Here is a 17,844-nt window from a genome sequence, read left to right as displayed (position 1 = left end):
TAAAGGGGACGAGTAAAAGACTACAAGCAGTCCCAAACGCTCTGCGAGCAATGGGATAGAGGGTGTAGTAGTTCACCCAGTTAGGGTAACACCTACAAAATAAGACCTGAGATATTTGTCTATGGTTTTATGAACTATAACCCGCTGTTAAAAATGCTTCGATCTCACTATCTTCTACCCAACCTCGCGCTTGAATCATGCGTTGGGTGAATTGCCGCAATGCTTGTAATTTGCGATCGCTCAACGGTATTCCGTTCCGTATTGCATGAATAAAGCCCATCAGGTTTCGATCGATTTACGAGAGTCCATTCGCCAGATCATCATGCGATTAGCAGTAGAGGCAGGTGTAAAAAACCCAGACTTTTTTTCGCGACAGTATTTGCTGCTGATCGGTGGCGCAAGCTTAATGGCAACGATCGAACAATCACCAGAAGGGGCAACCTTTGCCCAAACAGCTTTATCGGTTTTAATTGATGCCAATGTAGGTGATTAATTGAAAACGCCTTCGCGTCCCCGCTCCTCCTCCGAGCGCGTTATAATTCAGTCGGTTATCAAGGAGCAAAATTTTCCATGAGTAATCCTCTGATTCAAGCTTTTTTCGTGGGTAGAGCAGTTGCCGAAACCCTTAACCAGCAACTAGAGTACGCTCTGACTAACTTGATGAGTGAAGTCGGCAAATTTGATGCCGAACAAAGGGAAAACTTGCGCCAATTTACGGAACAAGTTTTAGAAAGGGCAAGAAGAGAAGAAGAATTGTCCATGCAGGGGCGGACTAGTGGCTATACTTCTCCCTATAGTTCTGCACCAAATAAAGAACAAGACCTGCAAGCGATGATTGATGAACTCAGAGCCGAAGTTGCCGAATTACGCGCCGAATTGCAGCGATATCGCATCAATCGTTCTCTCTAAAGTGGGAAAGGACTTGTGGGAATAGAGTTATCTTACTAGTTAGTGAGAAGTTTCTCTCTTTTGAGCTTTTCCCGCTAACCGCTTTAGTCTGTATAGTATAGAGAAGAGACGGCAGCTAAACTGGCTGCACGTTAATCATAAGTCAAGGAAATTTTTTCTTGATTTATTAAATTAAGTAAAGCTGTAAACGCGAGTATCTGTCCTGCCTTACCATCCCATGCCGAAGCGATATAGCGATCGCCCACAATCAGAAAAACTTTCCCCAGGCGAAGGAGTTGCCCTCCCAAAGGTATTAGGCAGGTCTTGGAATATGGGAAAACCGTACAAAGATAAAGCCTACCGTTGGAATCGAGAAAATTACTCTCGTCAACGCCGTTTTTTGGACATTTGGGGTTTCGTTCTCACCCTAATGTTTGAGCTATGGCTTGATAGTAAACCCTGGAGTTATCCAGGGGGAATGACCGATGAGAAAAAAGCTGCCAGACGGAAAAAACAAGCCATCTGGATTCGAGATACTTTCCTAGATTTAGGGCCAACTTTTATTAAAGTTGGGCAATTGTTCTCGACTCGGGCTGATTTATTCCCCAGCGAATATGTTGAAGAACTCAGCAAACTGCAAGATAAAGTACCCGCTTTTAGTTATGAACAAGTAGAAGCAATTATCGAGCAGGATTTAGGCAAAAAAGTCCCGGAACTCTACCGCAGTTTTGACCCAATTCCCTTAGCAGCTGCTAGTTTAGGACAAGTACACAAAGCTCAACTACACTCCAGCGAAGAGGTAGTGGTAAAGGTACAACGTCCTGGTTTAGTGAAGCTGTTTACGATCGATTTAGAAATTCTTAAAGGCATCACTCGTTACTTTCAAAATCATCCTAACTGGGGTCGAGGTCGAGATTGGTTAGGGATTTATGAAGAGTGTTGTCGGATTTTGTGGCTGGAAATTGATTACCTAAATGAAGGGCGCAATGCTGATACTTTTAGGCGGAACTTTCGTAACGCTGATTGGGTAAAAGTACCTCGCGTTTATTGGCGTTATACTTCACCAAGAGTGGTAACTCTGGAGTATCTACCGGGAATTAAAATTAGCCATTATGAAGCAATAGAAACAGCAGGATTGGATCGGAAAATATTAGCTCAATTGGGTGCCAAAGCTTATTTACAACAATTACTCAATTACGGCTTTTTCCACGCCGATCCTCACCCAGGTAACATCGCTGTTAATGCTGATGGAGCTTTGATTTTCTACGACTTTGGCATGATGGGGAAAATTGAAACCAACGTGCGGGAACAGTTGATGGAAACGCTGTTTGGGATTGCTTCTAAAGATGGCGATCGCGTCATGAACTCCCTAGTCAAACTCGGTGCTCTATCTCCTACCGATGACATGGGCCCAGTACGGCGATCGATCCAGTATATGCTGGATAACTTCATGGATAAGCCGTTTGAAACTCAGTCGGTAAATGCGATCGCTGATGACCTATACGAAATAGCCTACGATCAGCCCTTTCGTTTTCCCGCTACCTTTACCTTTGTCATGCGAGCCTTTTCTACCTTGGAAGGAGTCGGTAAAGGCTTAGACCCCGAATTTAATTTTATGGAAGTTGCTCAACCTTTCACAATGCAGCTTATGAGCGAAGGAAATGGTTTCGATCCTACCAATAGCCTACTCGGAGAACTCGGTCGTCAAGCGGCACAAGTCAGCAGCACCGCCCTTGGTCTACCTTTGCGAATTGAGGATACACTGGAGAAACTAGAGCGGGGCGATATTCGTGTGCGCGTCCGCTCCACAGAAACAGACCGGATCTTGCGTCGGATTAATGGCACCCAAATGAGCACGACTTATGGATTAATAATAAGTGCTTTTACTATTTCTGCCACTATCTTATTTGTTCATGATAAGGTAGGTCTAGCGATCGTTGCCGCTGTAGTAGCAGTGATAGTGTCTGTAGCCTTAATTCGGTTGTTAAGACGCTTAGACCGCTATGAAAGAATGTTCTAAATTTGATTTGGTTACTCATTTTGTTGGTACATTACCAAGGGTATGAAAAGTAGCTTTGAAGGTGTTTCTGACCCCGGACTGGTACGCCCGGTAAATCAAGATGCTTATTACATCGACCCACAAGGACGATTTTTTATCGTCGCCGATGGGATGGGCGGACACGCGGGTGGTCAAGAAGCCAGTTGGATAGCTACTAAAACTATCCAGTCCTATCTGGATGAACATTGGAATTCCGATCGAGATTCGGTAAGCCTTTTAGAAGCAGCATTCTATCAAGCAAATAAGGCAATTTTAGACGACCAAGGCAAACACCCAGAACGGTCAGATATGGGAACGACCGCAGTGGTACTAGTGTTTCGAGAACAGTGTCCTTGGGTAGCTCATGTAGGTGACTCACGCCTCTATCGTCTGCGTTCCTCAAAATTGAAGCAAATCACCGAAGACCATACCTGGGTCGCCAGAGCGATGAAAGCAGGAGATTTGACCCCCAGACAAGCTAAAACTCACCCTTGGCGACATATGTTATCCCAATGTTTGGGCAGGGAAGATTTAGCTAAGGTAGAAATTCATACTCTGGATGTCCAAAAGGACGATCGCCTACTCTTATGTAGCGACGGACTCACAGAAGAAGTCTCAGAATCAGCCATTGCCAAGCTGTTAGAGTATCCTTTATGTGACAAAGCCGCCACTGCTCTGGTAGAAGCCGCTAAAGAGAATGGCGGACGAGACAATATTACTGTGGTGATTGTGGCGATCGAAGATTCTCTGGGTCAGGAATCTTAAGCAAAACCAGAAAAATTGAAATGCTTTATGCGATCAAATCTGGATGAAGCAATATATACATCCAGTTAATTTAGCCTATCTATAACTCTCTATCCCGCTTCTGTTGCCCTTTCCAGCTTCAGCTGCCTGGATTTGCAAATAAGATTTATTAAACTAAATAAGTAATTCTACCCAGGCTTTTTGTTCATACTGAGCAATTTTTCTTGTAAGTACTTGCTAAAAATACCATTAAGCGCTATGGAAGTGCCCGGAAACGCTTATCCTCCTTTTGATTATAGAAGTATACATCCAGAGCAGTATGAGCCATTTGTCAATTATTTGTTATATTCTGTAATATAAGGTAGATACCAAACTACCGCATCGGCTCAAACTGTATCGGATAAAGACTTCTAAAGTCAGCACAGTTATTCTCTTTCTTAGGAGTTAGTCATGAATCAACCTATCGAACTTTCTCTAGAACAGCAATTCAATATTCGTTCCTTCCAAACCCAAGTACAACAAATGAACTTGGAACAAGCTCAAGACTTTCTCATGAAGCTTTATGAGCAAATGATTTATAGAGAAGCGACCTACAAACATCTACTCAAGCACCAGTGGGGTTTAGAACCAAGTCCACATTTTGAATAGAGAATCGTCGCAGTCGGCGACCTCCTTCTCTTGCTTTGTTCCTTGGGGAAAGAAGCTGGGGATGATGGGGCGTCAACTAAACGATTAACCCAACATTCAAAGAAGAACTCACTAGTGAAACACCTTCTGAGTACTACTAGAAATTAACTGAACTACTTTCCAACTCACGCGAGCGCTCCACAATCAATTCTTTCAAATAATTGGCCTTGCTTGTAACCAGAGTTGATGCCAATTTCCCATCAAGGCCATGAGGCTAAAACGAATTAATTTGACTAAATTATCAATAAAAAACTTTCTGGGGGAACGGAAGCCTACTTTTCCCCCAAATCGGCCTATTTTCCGCCAGCAAACCTATTAATTTAACTCTTTCTCTCTAACTTGTCATCAAGTTGACCTAAAGAAGAACTAGATTCTAGTTTCATCAACATTTGTGGCTTAATCCTTTCAAACTGATTATGAAGCAACTCTTTACTCATTTTTGGCGAACCTGCCGAGATCAACCCCTGACTAGTTTGTACCCACTGCTGTAGTAATTGGCATTGGCTAGGAGCAATACTCACACTGAGTACATGAAGACAGCGTTTTGGCTCCTCCAGAGGAAATAACAACACCAAATATCGACCTGTGTCTCCCAAAAGTTTGGTAATCTCCTCACCTTGAGGAGTTTTCATATCCAAATAACAGCGCAACCACCTAGCACCAGCTTCGCGAGTGTAAAGTGCGGTAATCCACAGCAGCATCGGATGAGGAGTCATGGAAAACAAGAATTGATTATAACGCTTGCAAACCATACGCTGTTGAATGTCAGACTTTTTCAGCATTACCCAGAGAGTAGCTAACTTCTGCTTACCATTACCCAAAGTATTGGGGAAGACAATTTCTGCTTGCGGTTTATCTGGAGGCCAAGTTTGCATTCTCGCCAACTGCTCCATTTCCTCTGGTGAAGCTAAAGGTATATTCTGCATTTTTGCTTGGTGAACTTGGGAGATTTCCGAAAGTTTGCTCCCGATGCGTTGACCAATTTGCCTACCTGTACTAAACCTCTGCTCTAAAGGTTCTAAGGCTTTTAGAATATGTGCTACTGACTGAGGACGTTCGTTGGGTGTTTTTGCCAAACAACTCATGATTAAAGTTTCTAGAGCTTTTGGCACTTTTACGCCTGGATTAGTGGAATCGAAAGAGCGTGGTTTCTGGAAGTGATGAACTTTATACCAACCACCAAAAGAGTGGGTTTCTGCCTGTAATGGCATTTTCCCGGTGAGCATTTCAAACATTAAGACACCCAGACTATAAATATCTGACCGGTTGTCTAGTTCCTTACCCTCCATTTGCTCTGGAGAAGAGTAAGCCAGAGTTCCTAAATAATAGTTAGTTTGGTCGCTATCTGCCTGACGTAGTTTGGCAATGCCAAAGTCAAGAATTTTTACTAATTGCCCGAGACTGGGGTCTTGGATCACTAATATATTGCTGGGTTTGATATCCCGGTGAATGATTGGGCAGATTTGTCCTTCCACAGTGATGCCGTTATGAGCGCACTGTAATCCTAAGCAAATTTGTCGCGCTAGACTGAGAAATTTGGGTAAAGGCAAGGCTTGAGCGCGAATTACATCACTCAGGCTTTCTCCCTGTAAATATTCCATTACATAAAATGGCGTGCTGTTGTCATCCACGCCAAAGTCTGTAACGCGGACAATATGTAAACTTTTTTGACCTAAAAGGGCACAGGTTCGGGCTTCTTGTTCAAATCGCTCGCGCAATCGCAGTTTTTGATTTTGTATTCCTAATGACAGGAATTTAACGGCGACGGGGACTCCTCCCAACAATGTGTCATTAGCCAGATAAACCCGACCCATAGCGCCTGTCCCTATCAACTCTATTAGTTGATAACGACCATCAAGTAAGCGACCAATATTTGGGTCTTTTGGATCTGTCATTTTGATAAAGCTCCGCTCAAAAAGGAGCGTTAATGAAATATAAGAGCAGGTCAGTTAGGTATGAACTGTTTTTTGCTTTTTCTACCTTTAGAACATCGGGAAATTACCTCGATTTTTCAAATAGAAAAATGCCTTTTACCCCGCTAGATAGTAGCCTTACTTCCCCTTAAGTTTCATGAAATACCAGCCTTTGGCGATGGCATCATTTACGGGTCAGCGCCATGAGACAGATGGATAAACTGCACTTTTTAGTAGGCTTTTTCCGGCTAAATTGGCTAGAATGAATTACCCTAGCTGCTAGTAGCAAGGTGCCTATTCAGTTAATTTATCTAGATGTTAGAAAATAGGATACCGAATCATTGATGAGGTTAACGGTCAAAATGGGTACCGAGCTAGTCAATAAAACAATACCTATTTTCTTGGTTCTCCAAATTGGAGAGTGCTGACCTCCTTTTCAAAATCTAACCTTTGCTTTGTTAAGTTTCAAACTATCCGTCAGTTAAATAGGAGATGCTTTGGTTGCTAAACCTCACACCAATGGAAAAATTCTCTTGGTTTGACCAAATCATCACTAGTTGACAATCAAGCATAATTCTATTCTGGCTGACGCTCTAATGTGACTTCCATCATACTGGTAAGGTAATGTCCTGCTAGAATGCTGCTGGACATATAGTATCGGTTGTCGGTTATTTGGTGCATGGTTTCAAAACCGCTGCGGCGTTGCCGATCGCCTAATACCCAGTATCGCTGGACGATCGATTCTGGGGCGATCCAACCTTCACCTTCGACGCGCCCTAATAAATTATGCTGCAACACGAATGTATACTGGCGTTCCCCTAAATCTAAACGTCCCCGGTACTGAAAGGTGATGTTTTCCCGATCGCTGTCAGGAAACATTAACTGTGTCACCATCGTGAACCAGTTTTCTCTCCACGCTACCAAGGTTTTCCCTTTAACAATAATAGGCATTCCATTACGTTCAAGCCAGTTTCCTTGTAACGTCCAACGCCCAGACTCTAACAAAAAGGTGTGAGCCACGCTTCTATCCCTTGCTACGATTGCTCACTGCGCGATTAGCAGGACTCTATGCTAACACGGAGTCCATTGGTAACAAGGTGAATATTCCCTAGTGTTACTTCTTTCTGGGCACCTGTTACCTGCGTAAGATTACCAGGTATGCCCTGGTTTCGCCAATAGGCTAACACAGCAAATGCGATCGCTTCTTTATAGTCTGCACTCATACCAACTTCATCTGTGGTGAGAACAGGGATTTTTATTCCTGAGTTTTGGTTTAAATTGGTTTCCAAGCGTTTTTTTAAGTAAAGATTCCGACTACCTCCACCACAAATTAACACTCTATCTGGCATTTTTGGCAAGAAATTGTTGTAACTTTGTACTATTGAGGCGACAGTAAGTTCGGTCAAGGTTGCCAGAAAATCACCCGAACTTAGTTCATATTCTTTAATATCTGCTAAACATTGCTGGAAGTAATCTACGCCAAATAATTCTCTACCTGTGGATTTGGGCGGTGGTTCTTGGAAAAATGGTTGTTTTAGCCATTTTTTGATTAAGGGAAGGCATGGTGTACCAGTAGCGGCCCATTCGCCCTTTTTGTCGTAGCTTTTGCTCCCATCTGTAAAGTACTGTACTGCTAAATCTAAAAGCGAGTTTCCCGGCCCTGTGTCCCAACCGCAGACTGATTGTAACCAATTTTCTTGGCTGCGAGGTGGTAAATAGGTTACATTTCCGATCCCTCCGATGTTCTGAATGCAGCGATGTTCTGTGGGATGGCTCAAAAGGAAGGCATCGATGCGAGATACTAAAGGCGCACCTTGTCCGCCACAGGCGATGTCTGCGACGCGAAAGTTACTTATGGTGTTAATTCCAGTTAATTGGGCGATTACTTCTCCCCGTCCTAGCTGTAGGCTGTAACCTAAAGAATTTTGTTGGGGTGGACGATGGTAAACTGTTTGTCCGTGTGAGCCTATTAGTTCGGCTTTTGGGTGGTTTGTTTGGACTCTTTGGGCGGCTTGGGCGAAGACTTGGGCGATCGTATCATCTAATTCTCCTAATTCTGCCATAGAAATCGCTGAGTTAGCACAAACTGCTAAAATTTTTTCTCTTAATGCGGGTGGATAGGGGTATGTTTCCCCAGCCAATAGTTCGATTTTCAGGTCAAGTTCTGTCCCGGAAATTTCTACTAATGCTGCATCGATTCCATCTACTGATGTACCACTTATTAAACCTATTACTCTAGTCATTTGGTAATGAGTAAGTTAACCAATTAATTATTATCCATGATTAATTACCGATTTTTATAGCCGAAGGCGTAACCAAAAATGAACACCTCTTACTGTAGAGACGTTTCATGAAACGTCTCTACATTAGACTGTTGCCAAAATAGACAATCTCTGTATTCATCTGTGTTTATCTGTGTTTATCTGTGGATATCTGTGGTTAAACAATCAAGATTTCTGACTTTTACAAGAAGTCTATTTTGTATTACTTAGATTTGGCTTCTTGGGTAGCGATGACGTGCAAATCTACTTCTTTGAGATATCTAACTAGTTTTTGCACTAGGGAACCGCGCCAAAATAGTTCCCAACGAGATTTTTGTGATTGTCCTAAGACGACTTGGGTAATCAGGTATTTGTGGGCTGTGTCTGCGATCGCTTGAGCAACATCTGTACTAGTTACTCTTAAAAATATACCATTAAATTGACGACAAATTTTTTCACAAGTTTCTATATGTATACTTTCTTCTTTAGTTAAAAAACGGTCTGGTGGAGTTACAAACAACGCATAAAGACGGGCGTGTAATTGAGTGGCGATTCTTGCGCCTCTTCGTAATAATTGAATTGAGTTGGGATAGGTGGAAATGCAAACTAAAACTCGGTCATGAACGCTGCAATATCTATCAGTTGGGCTGGAGGTAACGGCATCTTGTTCGATGTTATCAGCGACTTCTCTTAAAGCTAATTCTCGCAAGGCGACTAAGTGACGACGTTTAAAGAAATTATGTAAAGCTTGTTCAATTTTATCGGAGGCGTAAATCTTGCCTTCTTTTAATCTTTCTTGTAAGGTTTCTGGGGTGACATCGATAACTACTACTTCGTCTGCTTCGTCTAAAATGCGATCGGGAATTCGCTCCCTAACCACTATACCAGTAATTTTAGCAACTAAGTCATTCAGGCTTTCTAAATGTTGAATATTAAGCGTAGAATTAACATTAATTCCGGCTGCTAAAATTATCTCTACATCTTGATATCTTTTTTCTCTTAACGAACCTGGTACATTGGTATGAGCTAATTCATCTACTAAAACTAATTGTGGTTGACGGGCGATAATGGCATCTGTATCCATTTCTTTTAAAGTAACGCCATTGTGGTTAATTTGGTTGGGTATAACTACTTCTAAACCGATCGCTTTTTCGGCTGTTTCTTCTCGTCCATGAGTTTCTAATAATCCAATTACAACGTCAATTCCTTCTGCTTTTAATTGATGAGCTTCTTCTAACATTCGGTAAGTTTTTCCAACGCCGGGAGCCATACCAATATATATTTTATGTTTGCCCCGACGCTGGGAATTAGATTGATAGAAAATCTCACTTGAATGAATCATAAACTATCCAATGCCAGATTTAATTTTAATACATTGACTCCGGGTTCTCCAAAAATTCCTAAAAATCTGCCATCAGTATTTTTAGTAACTAGAATTTCTAGTTGATTGGGATTTAGCGATCGCACTTTTGCCACTCTAGCAATCTGGGCTTTAGCTGATTCTACACTAATATGAGGATCTAAACTAGAGCCAGAAGTATAAACTAAATCTGCTGTTGGTGAAATTTCAGCTTGTTTCAAACGATTGATTTCTGGTTCAATTCTTTTAATTAAATCGGGATTACTAGGAGCCAAATTACTAGCACCAGAAGTACCAGTTCTTTGGGTGAGATTTTCTGGCTTTGTTGGATTAAATTCTTGTTTGGTAAAACTACTGTAATTTGTAGTACTAGGGCGACTCCAAAAGTATTTTTCCGCACTAAAAGGTTGACCAATTAAAGCTGAACCAATCACCTGTCCTTGGGCATTACTAATCATGCTACCATTGGCTTGATATTGCAGAGGTGGTAATAAACCTACTATTAAAATAACTGCTGGATAAAGGATAGCTGTTAATATCCACAACACCAAACTAACACGAATTGCCCGCGAAATTTCTCTAATCATTTTAAAAACGCTCCGGTTGAAAAATGACAACAAATAGATAAATAGAAAGACCTAAAGTTAATAAACCTAATAGACCGATCGCCCAAGCCGAACTGCGCTCAATTTCCCCGCCAGCCGCCGCATAAACCGCAGGAGCAATTATTAGGTTCAAGCACATTCCTAAAAAGATTAAACTTGACCAAGGTCTTCTACGTAACTGAATTTGTGCTAACTCGATCAATGCTGGTAATCTCATTATTTTTACCTCTATTTTTTTTAAGCTAAACCTACAGCAGAAATCAAAAAATCAATAACTTTAATTGCGATAAAAGGTGCAATTACTCCACCCAAACCATAAAGCAAGATATTACGTTGTAAAAGTTGATTAGCAGTCAAAGGTCTAAACTTTACTCCCCTCAATGCTAAAGGAATTAAAATTGGAATAATTAAAGCGTTATAAATTAACGCCGATAATACCGCAGATTGAGTACTTGCTAACCCCATAATATTCAGACTTTGTAAACCAGCAGCCGTAAAAATTACTGGTAAAATAGCGAAATATTTAGCGATATCATTAGCAACTGAAAAAGTAGTTAAAGCACCGCGAGTAATTAATAATTGTTTGCCAATTGTCACCAAATCAATTAACTTTGTAGGGTCAGAATCTAAATCTACCATATTCGCCGCTTCTTTAGCAGCTTGAGTTCCAGAATTCATTGCTAAACCGACATTTGCTTGGGCTAAAGCTGGCGCATCATTAGTACCATCTCCCGTCATGGCTACTAATTTTCCCTCAGCTTGTTCTCTTTGAATTACAGCAATTTTGTCTTCAGGAGTTGCTTCGGCAATAAAGTCATCGACTCCCGCTTCTTGGGCAATTACGGAAGCAGTAATTCGGTTATCTCCGGTTAACATAACTGTACGAACACCCATGCGTCGTAGTTGTTCAAATCTTTCTCGAATTCCAGGTTTAATGATATCTTTGAGATAAATGATTCCGTAAATATCGCCATTTTGACAAACAGCTAAAGGCGTACCACCGAGGCGAGAAACTCTTTCATAAGCTTGGTCTAAATCTGCTGCTAATTTGCCTTTGCGAGAACGCACAAATCCTTTAATTGCATCTACCGCACCCTTTCTAATTTCTCTACCATTTGGTAAATTTGTGCCACTCATCCGAGTTTTGGCGGAGAATTCTATTCCTTCTGCTTGAGTGCGATCGAAATCTATTTTACTACCCAATTTTTCTGCTAATCTTACAATTGATTTCCCTTCCGGTGTTTCATCAAAAACACTAGCAGCTAAGGCGACACTGGCAATATCTTCTATGGAATGACCATTAACCGGAATAAACTCTTCTGCAAGACGATTTCCTAAAGTGATTGTCCCGGTTTTATCTAACACTAAAGTATTAACATCGCCGCAAGCTTCTACCGCCCTTCCCGAAGTAGCAACTACATTAAATTGGGCAACTCTATCCATTCCGGCAATCCCAATGGCGCTTAATAACCCACCAATTGTAGTCGGAATTAAAGCTACTAAAAGAGCAATTAAAATTGCCACGCTGATCGGATTTTTTACATAATTAGCAACCGGAGGAAGGGTTGCTACGACGATGAGAAATACTTGAGTTAAAACTGCTAATAAAACAGTTAAAGCAATTTCGTTTGGTGTTTTGCTACGTTCTGCACCTTCTACTAAGGCAATCATTCTATCAATAAAACCTTTTCCAGGGTCAGCTGTTACCCTAATTGTTAGTTCATCAGAAATAATTTTTGTACCGCCTGTAACGGAACTAGCAATATCAGAACCCGGTTCTTTTAAAACTGGTGCAGATTCTCCGGTAATTGCTGATTCATCTACAGAAGCAACACCAGAAATTACTTCTCCATCAGCGGGAATAATATCACCAGCAATTACTTTAACGATATCGCCTCGACGCAAAGTTGTAGAACTTACTTCTTGAACTTTGCCATCAGGAGAAAGTTTTCTCGCAATGGTGTCTGATTTGGTAGAACGTAGGGCATCTGCTTGGGCTTTTCCTCTGCCTTCGGCAACTGCTTCAGCGAAGTTGGCAAAGACTAATGTAAAAAACAAAATTACCGTAATTAAGCCATTGAAAAGCCGTAAATTTTCCCCTGTTACCTTGCCAAATAAATCTGGATTGATGGTTAACAATGCGGTGATAATTGTTCCAATCCAAACTACAAACATCACCGGATTTCTTACTTGTACGCGAGGGTCAAGTTTGACGAAAGAATTACGAATTGCCCTTTGATAAATCCCTTTCGTGTTAACTTTTGGTGTGTGGCGGCGCGAGTCTCTTCTGCCTTGGGGTGTACGTCTGGGTTTAGAAGTAGAATTGCTCATTTTTGTGATTACTTATTGTTAGTTATATAGGGTTGGAGATCCCCGACTTCTTGAAGAAGTCGGGGATCTAGAGGAGGGTTGGAGATCCCCGACTTCTTGAAGAAGTCGGGGATCTAGAGGATCTAGATTCCTTTAGCTAGTTGGAAACCTTCTGCGATCGGACCAAGTGCTAAAATCGGGAAAAATGTTAAAGCACCTAAAATCAAAATTACCCCAGCTGTCACACTAGTAAATAAAACTGTGTCAGTTCTTAAAGTACCCGTAGTTTCTGGTACTGGTTGTTTGTTTTTCATGTTATCTGCTAATAACAAAAGCGCAATAATTGGAATGTAACGTCCTCCCAAAAGACTGACACTAGCACTTAAATTCCACCACAAAGTATTGTCTCCTAAACCTTCAAAACCAGAACCATTATTAGCTGTAGCTGAAGCATATTCGTAAACTACTTGAGAAATTCCGTGAAAACCAGGGTTACTAATTCCAGCTAAAGCAGTGGGGAAAGCTAAAGTAATTGCACTGGGAATTAACACCAAAATTGGGTGAATTAGGAGAATAACACTAGCTAAAACAATTTCCCTTTTTTCAATCTTTCTCCCTAAAAATTCCGGTGTGCGTCCGACCATTAACCCGGTCACGAATACAGATAAAATCAGGAAAACAAAAAGGTAAGCTGTACCCGTTCCTTGACCTCCCCAAATGATTTGTAAAAACAAATTGAACAGAGTGGAAAATCCACCAGGAGGCATTAAAGAATCGTGCATTCCATTGACTGCGCCACACATTGTTCCTGTAGTTACTATTGCCCAAAGTGCAGTTTCAACCCAACCAAATCTCACTTCTTTTCCTTCTAAATTCGGTTGTTGTCCGCCTAAAAGTTTATTAACTAAAGGATTGCCTTGATATTCACCAATGGCACTAATTCCAACTAGGAAAATAAAGATTGCAAACACCATCCAAAACAGTAACCAAGCTTGTTTTGTATTATTAGTAAATATTCCGTAAGTGTAAATTAACGCAGTGGGAATACTAATCATGGCGATCGTTTCTATTAAGTTGGTTAAAGTATTAGGATTTTCAAAGGGATGGGCAGAGTTAATACCGAAAAATCCACCGCCATTTTCTCCTAATTGTTTAATAATTTCAAAATGGGCTACTGGCCCTCTGGCTATTACTTGAATGTTACCTTCTAAAGTGGTAGCTGTAGCTGGCATTGCTAAGGTTTCTGGTACACCAAGAATTAGTAATAACAATGCACCAACTAAAGAAATGGGTAGTAAAATTCGGGTAATAGATTTAATTAAATCTACGTAAAAATTGCCTAATGATCTACCTGTTAATCCCCGAATAAAGGCAATTCCTACTGCTAATCCTGTTGCCGCAGATGTAAACATTAAAAAGCCAATACATACTGTTTGACTCAGATAACTTAAGGTTGTTTCTCCTGAATAATGTTGTTGGTCTGTGTTAGTTAAAAATGAGATTGTTGTGTGCCATGCTAAATCCCAACTAGGTGCATTTAAGTTTGTAGAATTCAGGGGTAGCAATCTTTGTAACATGAGGATTAAATAAACAAAAATCCCCATGAATAGGTTGCTGTAAAGTATTGCTCTGATATATTGCCAACCTGTCATTTCCTCTTTATGACGGATGCCACTTAGGTTATAAATGAGTTGTTCTATTGGGGAAATTATGGAATCTAAAAAGGTTTTTTTACTTAAATAGACTTGCGCCATGTAGCTTCCCAAAAATGGGGTGATGATTATTAGAATGACGAGAGTTAGCGCAATCTGTAGAAAGCCTTGCCACATAGATATTTACCAATTATGATGCTCAATATTTGTGTTAATCATTTGGGTAAATGATATAACTCATGTCGATCGCACTGATGTTTAGTTTTTGTATCTCAAATCACTACAATCATTGTTGATGATTTAGGGATTGTTTACATCAGATCAATGATAGAAATCTGTTTAAGCTTAGTTATTAATGTAAATATATATTTCATCTATATTTACAGTTATAAGTGGCTCTATATCTGGAAGTATAGTTTTAATTTTAATGAGTGCGCTAGAATTAATGTTTCTTAAGTAAATTTAGTGGCAAATTAAAAGAGTAGATAAAATTAAGTCAATAAAATTTATAATGAACAATGAAAGCAACTATTTTTACAAACTATGACCGCAGAAATACTTGGGTGATGATTGCGATCGCATTTGCGATCGTCATCGCTTTAGAATATGCTACACCCTCGGAATATGTGTTTGGCTACCTTTATACAGGGCCAATTTTATTGACTAATTACCGTTTAGGTAGAAAAGCCAATTTGCAAGTAACATTAGCAGCTTCGGCGTTAACACTGCTAAATTTACTCATACCCCGCGAACATTTTTCTTTATCAACTTTGGCAAATCGATTAATTGCAGTATTGGCACTTTTGGTGACTGGGTGGTTAAGCGATCGCATTCGTCATTATGAAGAAGCAATCGCTAATCAACAAACTCAATTACTTTACCAAAAACGACTAGCCAGTATGCGAGAAGATTTTGTTTCCACACTGACTCACGATTTAAAAACTCCCCTTTTAGGGGCAATTGAAACAATTAAATCTTTTCAAAGAGGGCAATTTGGCGAATGTAGTTTTGCTCAACGTAAAGTCTTAGAAATGATGATTCGTTCTCATCAATCAACGCTACAATTAGTTCAAACTCTCTTAGATATTTATCATTACGATTCTGAAGGATTAAAACTGCAACTAGCAGCAGTCAATTTAGGATCGTTAGTCGAAGAAGTAATTGCTACTTTGACAGAATTAGCGGCGGCTCGTCGAGTTCATATTACACTTAATTATGGAGAATCTAATTTTCGGCAAAACTTGTGGGTAAATGGCGATGCTTTACAATTACAGCGAGTATTTACCAATCTCCTAATTAATGCGATTAATCATTCTCCTCGTGGTGGGAAAATAAACGTGATTTTAGAAAATGATTCCCATCAACAAGTAGTAAAAATTTTAGATAGTGGACAAGGAATACCCATAGATGAACTAGCTCACTTATTTGAGCGATTTTACCAAGGAAATAGCGATCGCCAAAGTCAAGGTTCTGGGTTAGGCTTATATCTAAGTCGGCAAATTATTGCCGCACATGGCGGTACAATTTGGGCAGAAAACCTTTCTCCTTCCGGTGCTTTGTTTGGTTTTCGACTTCCAACTTCCCCAGCAATTTCTGAGAATTCCTAATGAAACCTGCACCTTTGCGGATACTTTTAGTCGAAGATGATGAACTATTTCGCCTGGGTTTATTTATGCGCTTACAACAAGAACCTGGAATAGAAATAGTAGCACAAGCCACCGATGGCGAAACGGCTGTAGAATTAGCAAATCAATATCCTTTAGATGTCGTATTACTCGATGTGGGATTACCGGGAATTGGTGGTGTGGAAGCTTGTCGCCGCATCAAAGAACAACACTCACAATTGCCTGTTTTAGTTTTAACTTCCCATTCCCAAAAACCTTTGATCGAACGCTTAATTGCCGCAGGTGCCCAAGGATATTGTCTCAAAGGAATTGAAGCAGAAGTTTTAATTTTGGCATTGCGTTCAGTCGCCGCTGGTGCATCTTGGTGGGATCAAACTGTTACTGCTGAAATTCGCGCCGCTTTTGCTGCAAATCCGCCTTCTGACGCTAAATCATCAGAAGCGTTAATTAATCCCCTGACTCGTCGGGAACAGGAAATTTTGGCGCTGATCGCTGCGGGAAAAAGTAACCAGGAAATTGCTGAACTCCTTTACATTACAATTGGCACAGTCAGAGTCCATGTTCATGCAATTTTACAAAAATTAGAAGTCCGCGATCGCACTCAAGCCGCAGTTTTAGCCATTCAGAAAGATTTAGTCGCCGCAGAACTTTTGCCAAATCACTAGCTTTTCTTTTCGATGACGATATCATAGGTCTTAATCTGCGAAAAGCAGCTAACGCTCCTAATACACACTTTTCGGTTCATGTCAATGATTAAACACACTTATTTTGTGATCAACCTGCTCACTGTAGCTGTTACTGGCATCACTTTGAGTAATCCTGCACCAGCGTTATCCGAGTCAAGTGGGCCCAAACAGGGAACAAATGGGTCAACAATTGAGAGTGTAGTTGCTGAAGTTTCACAAAATAAAGAACAAGCTCAAGATTACTACGAACAGGGGATTTCTTTGCAACAGCAAGGGAAATTGTCAGAAGCGATCGCTCAATACCAAAAAGCCCTAAATTTGAATCCCCAGTTAGCAGCGGCGCATTTGAATATGGGAGTAGCGTTAGCAACTCAAGGTAAAGATTCTGAAGCGATCGCAGCTTATCGAAAAGCCCTAAGTATTCAACCAAAGATGGCAGAAGCTCATTATAACCTGGGCAATATGCTAGTACAACAAGAAGATTATATCGGTGCCGAAAAAGAGTATAAAGCAGCAATTAAAATTAATCCCAACTACGCCAAAGCCCATTACAATTTAGGCAACGTCCTCGCCCAACAAGGAAAAGTAGAAGCAGCTATTAAACAGTGGGAAGAAACGATTCGCATTCAGCCAGACTTTGCTGAAGCTTACGCTAACTTAGGTTTAATTATGAATCGTTCGGGTCAAAAAGAAGGAGCGATCGAAGCCTTTAAAAAAGCCAGAGATTTGTTTAAGTCCCAAGGAAGAGAAGAACAAGCCGAAGAGATCGATCGAATGATCCAACGTTTGTGGAGTAGTCCCACAGGTATTGCTTAAAAAATTGATAAGTTGACTCTAAGAAACTGACCGGGAAAATTAAGAGGTGGCAGAAAAGTTGCAAAAAAGTTACCTTGGCAAATTGAGTGTATATCTGGGTTGTTGCCTTTTGGGTTTTTGTTTAACAATCTTGAGTAATCCGCTTTTCTTTCCTGATGGTTTTGCTCAAGCCTTAATTCTGAAACAAACTAATAACACTCAAACAACCTAAACAGGAAAATGCGATCGATGCAGTCATCACGACAAAATTACCGACAAC

The 17,844-nt window shown here is 40.7% G+C and carries 16 protein-coding genes and 1 pseudogene; 8 read left to right on the top strand and 9 right to left on the bottom strand.

Annotated elements, in window-relative coordinates; translation table 11 throughout:
- Positions 1–127: 127 nt before the first annotated feature.
- Positions 128–280 (bottom strand): hypothetical protein, encoded by a 153-nt coding sequence (locus tag ACE1CC_RS26280; RefSeq protein ID WP_413273385.1) that lies wholly within the window; start codon positions 278–280, stop codon positions 128–130.
- Here ACE1CC_RS26280 and ACE1CC_RS26275 point away from each other — a divergent pair.
- The 5 genes and pseudogenes from ACE1CC_RS26275 to ACE1CC_RS26255 form a co-directional block, all read left to right on the top strand.
- A pseudogene (locus ACE1CC_RS26275) lies at positions 275–493 on the top strand (TetR/AcrR family transcriptional regulator); the annotation flags it as partial. The gene ACE1CC_RS26280 and the pseudogene ACE1CC_RS26275 overlap by 6 nt on opposite strands.
- 77 nt (positions 494–570) lie before the next feature.
- Complete coding sequence (locus tag ACE1CC_RS26270) at positions 571–909, top strand: DUF6825 family protein (RefSeq protein ID WP_413273383.1); 339 nt, start codon at positions 571–573, stop codon at positions 907–909.
- A gap of 310 nt (positions 910–1,219) precedes the next feature.
- On the top strand, positions 1,220–2,908 hold the full coding sequence (locus ACE1CC_RS26265) for an ABC1 kinase family protein (RefSeq protein WP_413273386.1): 1,689 nt from the start codon (positions 1,220–1,222) through the stop codon (positions 2,906–2,908).
- Positions 2,909–2,950: 42 nt separating this feature from the next.
- Complete coding sequence (locus tag ACE1CC_RS26260; RefSeq protein ID WP_413273382.1) at positions 2,951–3,691, top strand: Stp1/IreP family PP2C-type Ser/Thr phosphatase; 741 nt, start codon at positions 2,951–2,953, stop codon at positions 3,689–3,691.
- Positions 3,692–4,120: 429 nt separating this feature from the next.
- Positions 4,121–4,318 carry an NblA/ycf18 family protein gene (locus ACE1CC_RS26255; protein WP_413273381.1) on the top strand — a complete coding sequence of 66 codons (198 nt, stop codon included), beginning with the start codon at positions 4,121–4,123 and terminating at the stop codon, positions 4,316–4,318.
- A 359-nt stretch (positions 4,319–4,677) separates the two neighbouring features.
- On the opposite strand, the gene ACE1CC_RS26250 is transcribed toward ACE1CC_RS26255, so the two are convergent.
- The 8 genes from ACE1CC_RS26250 to kdpA form a co-directional block, all read right to left on the bottom strand.
- The gene (locus ACE1CC_RS26250; RefSeq protein WP_413273380.1) at positions 4,678–6,252 is read right to left on the bottom strand and encodes a serine/threonine protein kinase; all 1,575 of its coding nucleotides are present in this window, start codon (positions 6,250–6,252) and stop codon (positions 4,678–4,680) included.
- Between the two features lie 594 nt (positions 6,253–6,846).
- Complete coding sequence (locus ACE1CC_RS26245; RefSeq protein WP_413273379.1) at positions 6,847–7,290, bottom strand: hypothetical protein; 444 nt, start codon at positions 7,288–7,290, stop codon at positions 6,847–6,849.
- Positions 7,291–7,325: 35 nt separating this feature from the next.
- Positions 7,326–8,513 (bottom strand): anhydro-N-acetylmuramic acid kinase, encoded by a 1,188-nt coding sequence (locus ACE1CC_RS26240; RefSeq protein ID WP_413273378.1) that lies wholly within the window; start codon positions 8,511–8,513, stop codon positions 7,326–7,328.
- A gap of 241 nt (positions 8,514–8,754) precedes the next feature.
- The gene (locus ACE1CC_RS26235) at positions 8,755–9,873 is read right to left on the bottom strand and encodes a sensor histidine kinase KdpD (protein ID WP_413273377.1); all 1,119 of its coding nucleotides are present in this window, start codon (positions 9,871–9,873) and stop codon (positions 8,755–8,757) included.
- Positions 9,870–10,478, bottom strand: a complete 609-nt coding sequence (kdpC, locus tag ACE1CC_RS26230) for a K(+)-transporting ATPase subunit C (RefSeq protein WP_413273376.1) — start codon at positions 10,476–10,478, stop codon at positions 9,870–9,872. Before kdpC ends, ACE1CC_RS26235 begins: the two co-directional genes overlap by 4 nt.
- A 1-nt stretch (position 10,479) precedes the next feature.
- Positions 10,480–10,713, bottom strand: a complete 234-nt coding sequence (gene kdpF, locus ACE1CC_RS26225) for a K(+)-transporting ATPase subunit F (protein WP_413273375.1) — start codon at positions 10,711–10,713, stop codon at positions 10,480–10,482.
- Between the two features lie 20 nt (positions 10,714–10,733).
- A complete protein-coding gene (kdpB, locus tag ACE1CC_RS26220; RefSeq protein ID WP_413273374.1) occupies positions 10,734–12,827 on the bottom strand; it encodes a potassium-transporting ATPase subunit KdpB in 2,094 nt (697 codons plus the stop codon).
- A 122-nt stretch (positions 12,828–12,949) separates the two neighbouring features.
- Complete coding sequence (kdpA, locus tag ACE1CC_RS26215) at positions 12,950–14,635, bottom strand: potassium-transporting ATPase subunit KdpA (protein WP_413273373.1); 1,686 nt, start codon at positions 14,633–14,635, stop codon at positions 12,950–12,952.
- A gap of 341 nt (positions 14,636–14,976) precedes the next feature.
- On the opposite strand from kdpA, the gene ACE1CC_RS26210 reads away from it, so the two are divergent.
- The 3 genes from ACE1CC_RS26210 to ACE1CC_RS26200 all read left to right on the top strand — a co-directional run bounded on the left by ACE1CC_RS26210 (position 14,977) and on the right by ACE1CC_RS26200 (position 17,585).
- The gene (locus tag ACE1CC_RS26210) at positions 14,977–16,065 is read left to right on the top strand and encodes a sensor histidine kinase (protein WP_413273372.1); all 1,089 of its coding nucleotides are present in this window, start codon (positions 14,977–14,979) and stop codon (positions 16,063–16,065) included.
- Positions 16,065–16,748 carry a response regulator gene (locus ACE1CC_RS26205; RefSeq protein WP_413273371.1) on the top strand — a complete coding sequence of 228 codons (684 nt, stop codon included), beginning with the start codon at positions 16,065–16,067 and terminating at the stop codon, positions 16,746–16,748. The genes ACE1CC_RS26210 and ACE1CC_RS26205 overlap by 1 nt, the downstream gene beginning before the upstream one ends.
- 84 nt (positions 16,749–16,832) lie before the next feature.
- Complete coding sequence (locus tag ACE1CC_RS26200; protein ID WP_413273370.1) at positions 16,833–17,585, top strand: tetratricopeptide repeat protein; 753 nt, start codon at positions 16,833–16,835, stop codon at positions 17,583–17,585.
- Positions 17,586–17,844 lie beyond the last annotated feature (259 nt).

Origin of the sequence: Floridaenema aerugineum BLCC-F46 (assembly GCF_041929345.1) — a bacterium.
GTDB lineage: Bacteria > Cyanobacteriota > Cyanobacteriia > Cyanobacteriales > Aerosakkonemataceae > Floridanema > Floridanema aerugineum.
The sequence above is the reverse complement of the archived record's forward strand: the minus strand, read 5'-3'. Positions and strand labels throughout refer to the sequence as shown.

What these genes read in the sequence shown, in the direction of transcription:
- ACE1CC_RS26280 (WP_413273385.1), bottom strand. Translation starts at nt 280, where the DNA reads ATGGGCTTTATTCATGCAATACGGAACGGAATACCGTTGAGCGATCGC.
- ACE1CC_RS26270 (WP_413273383.1), top strand. Translation starts at nt 571, where the DNA reads ATGAGTAATCCTCTGATTCAAGCTTTTTTCGTGGGTAGAGCAGTTGCC.
- ACE1CC_RS26265 (WP_413273386.1), top strand. Translation starts at nt 1,220, where the DNA reads ATGGGAAAACCGTACAAAGATAAAGCCTACCGTTGGAATCGAGAAAAT.
- ACE1CC_RS26260 (WP_413273382.1), top strand. Translation starts at nt 2,951, where the DNA reads ATGAAAAGTAGCTTTGAAGGTGTTTCTGACCCCGGACTGGTACGCCCG.
- ACE1CC_RS26255 (WP_413273381.1), top strand. Translation starts at nt 4,121, where the DNA reads ATGAATCAACCTATCGAACTTTCTCTAGAACAGCAATTCAATATTCGT.
- ACE1CC_RS26250 (WP_413273380.1), bottom strand. Translation starts at nt 6,252, where the DNA reads ATGACAGATCCAAAAGACCCAAATATTGGTCGCTTACTTGATGGTCGT.
- ACE1CC_RS26240 (WP_413273378.1), bottom strand. Translation starts at nt 8,513, where the DNA reads ATGACTAGAGTAATAGGTTTAATAAGTGGTACATCAGTAGATGGAATC.
- ACE1CC_RS26235 (WP_413273377.1), bottom strand. Translation starts at nt 9,873, where the DNA reads ATGATTCATTCAAGTGAGATTTTCTATCAATCTAATTCCCAGCGTCGG.
- kdpC (WP_413273376.1), bottom strand. Translation starts at nt 10,478, where the DNA reads ATGATTAGAGAAATTTCGCGGGCAATTCGTGTTAGTTTGGTGTTGTGG.
- kdpF (WP_413273375.1), bottom strand. Translation starts at nt 10,713, where the DNA reads ATGAGATTACCAGCATTGATCGAGTTAGCACAAATTCAGTTACGTAGA.
- kdpB (WP_413273374.1), bottom strand. Translation starts at nt 12,827, where the DNA reads ATGAGCAATTCTACTTCTAAACCCAGACGTACACCCCAAGGCAGAAGA.
- kdpA (WP_413273373.1), bottom strand. Translation starts at nt 14,635, where the DNA reads ATGTGGCAAGGCTTTCTACAGATTGCGCTAACTCTCGTCATTCTAATA.
- ACE1CC_RS26210 (WP_413273372.1), top strand. Translation starts at nt 14,977, where the DNA reads ATGAAAGCAACTATTTTTACAAACTATGACCGCAGAAATACTTGGGTG.
- ACE1CC_RS26205 (WP_413273371.1), top strand. Translation starts at nt 16,065, where the DNA reads ATGAAACCTGCACCTTTGCGGATACTTTTAGTCGAAGATGATGAACTA.
- ACE1CC_RS26200 (WP_413273370.1), top strand. Translation starts at nt 16,833, where the DNA reads ATGATTAAACACACTTATTTTGTGATCAACCTGCTCACTGTAGCTGTT.